The 2,500-nt window shown below is 56.6% G+C and carries 2 rRNA genes (1 of these 2 cut by a window edge); both read left to right on the top strand.

Annotated elements, in window-relative coordinates:
• Positions 1-2,123 (top strand): 23S ribosomal RNA (locus IG122_RS23840) (it extends 619 nt beyond the left edge of the window).
• Positions 2,124-2,371: 248 nt separating this feature from the next.
• Positions 2,372-2,486: ribosomal RNA gene (gene rrf, locus IG122_RS23835) — 5S ribosomal RNA — on the top strand.
• Positions 2,487-2,500 lie beyond the last annotated feature (14 nt).

The following is a 2,500-nucleotide window of genomic DNA, read 5'->3' as shown; positions in this document are numbered from 1 at the left end:
GAGTCTGAATAGGGCGTCGAGTTCGTCGGATTAGACCCGAAACCGGGTGATCTAGCCATGGACAGGCTGAAGGTGCGGTAACACGCACTGGAGGGCCGAACCCACGTCTGTTGAAAAAGACGGGGATGATCTGTGGCTAGGGGTGAAAGGCCAATCAAACTCGGATATAGCTGGTTCTCCGCGAAAACTATTTAGGTAGTGCGTCGTGTGATTACCGCCGGGGGTAGAGCACTGGATGGGCTAGGGGGGCGCGAGCCTTACCAAACCTAACCAAACTCCGAATACCGGTGAGTACAGCACGGCAGACAGACCATGGGTGCTAAGGTCCGTGGTCGAGAGGGAAACAGCCCAGACCTCCAGCTAAGGTCCCCAAGTTGCGGCTAAGTGGGAAAGGATGTGAGGAGGCCAAGACAGCCAGGAGGTTGGCTTAGAAGCAGCCATCCTTTAAAGAAAGCGTAATAGCTCACTGGTCTAGTTAAGCCACCTTGCGCCGAAGATGTACCGGGGCTCAAGCCGTACACCGAAGCTGAGGGCGTGGATTTATCCACGCGGTAGCGGAGCGTTCCGTAGGCCTGCGAAGGGGGAGTGTGAGCTCTCCTGGAGGTATCGGAAGTGCGAATGCTGACATGAGTAGCGACAAAGAGTGTGAGAAACACTCTCGCCGTAAGCCCAAGGGTTCCTGCGCAAGGCTAATCCGCGCAGGGTGAGTCGGCCCCTAAGACGAGGGCGAAAGCCGTAGTTGATGGGAATCAGGTTAATATTCCTGAACCTGGTGGGATGTGACGGATATCGGAAGCCGTACGCGCTTACTGGATTGAGCGTGCGGCCTGGATGTTCCAGGAAATAGCCCCATCGTATAGACCGTACCCCAAACCGACACAGGTGGGCTGGTAGAGCATACCAAGGCGCTTGAGAGAACAACGTTGAAGGAACTCGGCAAAATGCCCCCGTAACTTCGGGAGAAGGGGGACCTCTCATTGGGCAACCAGTGGGGGGTGGCACAGAGTAGGGGGTGGCGACTGTTTACTAAAAACACAGGGCTCTGCGAAGCCGCAAGGCGCGGTATAGGGTCTGACGCCTGCCCGGTGCTGGAAGGTTAAGAGGAGAGGTGAGAGCTTTGAATCGAAGCCCCAGTAAACGGCGGCCGTAACTATAACGGTCCTAAGGTAGCGAAATTCCTTGTCGGGTAAGTTCCGACCTGCACGAATGGCGTAACGACTTCCCCGCTGTCTCCAACGTTGGCTCAGCGAAATTGAATTCTCCGTGAAGATGCGGAGTACCCGCGGTCAGACGGAAAGACCCCGTGCACCTTTACTACAACTTTGCAGTGGTATCAGGAAATGAATGTGTAGGATAGGCGGGAGGCTTTGAAGCGGCAGCGCCAGCTGTTGTGGAGCCATCCTTGAAATACCGCCCTTTTGTTTTTTGATATCTAACCGCGGTCCGTTATCCGGATCCGGGACCCTGCATGGTGGGTAGTTTGACTGGGGCGGTCGCCTCCCAAAGAGTAACGGAGGCGCGCGAAGGTAGGCTCAAGCTGGACGGAAATCAGCTGTTGAGTGCAATGGCATAAGCCTGCCTGACTGCGAGACCGACAGGTCGAGCAGAGACGAAAGTCGGTCATAGTGATCCGGTGGTCCCGCGTGGAAGGGCCATCGCTCAACGGATAAAAGGTACGCCGGGGATAACAGGCTGATACTCCCCAAGAGTCCACATCGACGGGAGTGTTTGGCACCTCGATGTCGGCTCATCACATCCTGGGGCTGGAGCAGGTCCCAAGGGTTCGGCTGTTCGCCGATTAAAGTGGTACGTGAGCTGGGTTTAGAACGTCGTGAGACAGTTCGGTCCCTATCTGCCGTGGGTGTTCGAGACTTGAGAGGAGCTGTCCCTAGTACGAGAGGACCGGGATGGACGCACCTCTGGTGGACCTGTTGTCGCGCCAGCGGCACAGCAGGGTAGCTAAGTGCGGAAGGGATAACCGCTGAAGGCATCTAAGCGGGAAGCCCCCCTCAAAACCAGGTCTCGCCGAGAACCGTGGAAGACCACCACGTCGATAGGCCGGGTGTGGAAGCGTGGCAACATGTGAAGCTAACCGGTACTAATCGTTCGATCGGCTTGATACACTACTCATACAGAACCAAATATCGGACCAGCAGAGCTCCCGCTCTGCTCCCGACGCAAACATCCAACACGAACAACACGAACACCGTTCATGAAACGTCTTCGGGACGAGGTAGGCCAATAGGCCGCCCCCCCCCCCGAAGCCGGACACCAAACGTTTTTGGGACGACGGAGGCCGCAAGGCCGACGGGTGACCCCAAAAACAACCAGCTTTTGCTCCGCAAAAGCGAAAAAACTTGTCTCTTGATGACCTGGTGGTCATGGCGAGGGGCCCGCACCCGATCCCATTCCGAACTCGGCCGTGAAAACCCTCTGCGCCAATGGTACTGCGTCTTAAGGCGTGGGAGAGTAGGGCGCCGCCAGGTCATCAAAAGACAAG

This window comes from Nisaea sediminum, from assembly GCF_014904705.1.
GTDB classification, from domain to species: Bacteria; Pseudomonadota; Alphaproteobacteria; order Thalassobaculales; family Thalassobaculaceae; genus Nisaea; species Nisaea sediminum.
The sequence above is the reverse complement of the archived record's forward strand: the minus strand, read 5'-3'. Positions and strand labels throughout refer to the sequence as shown.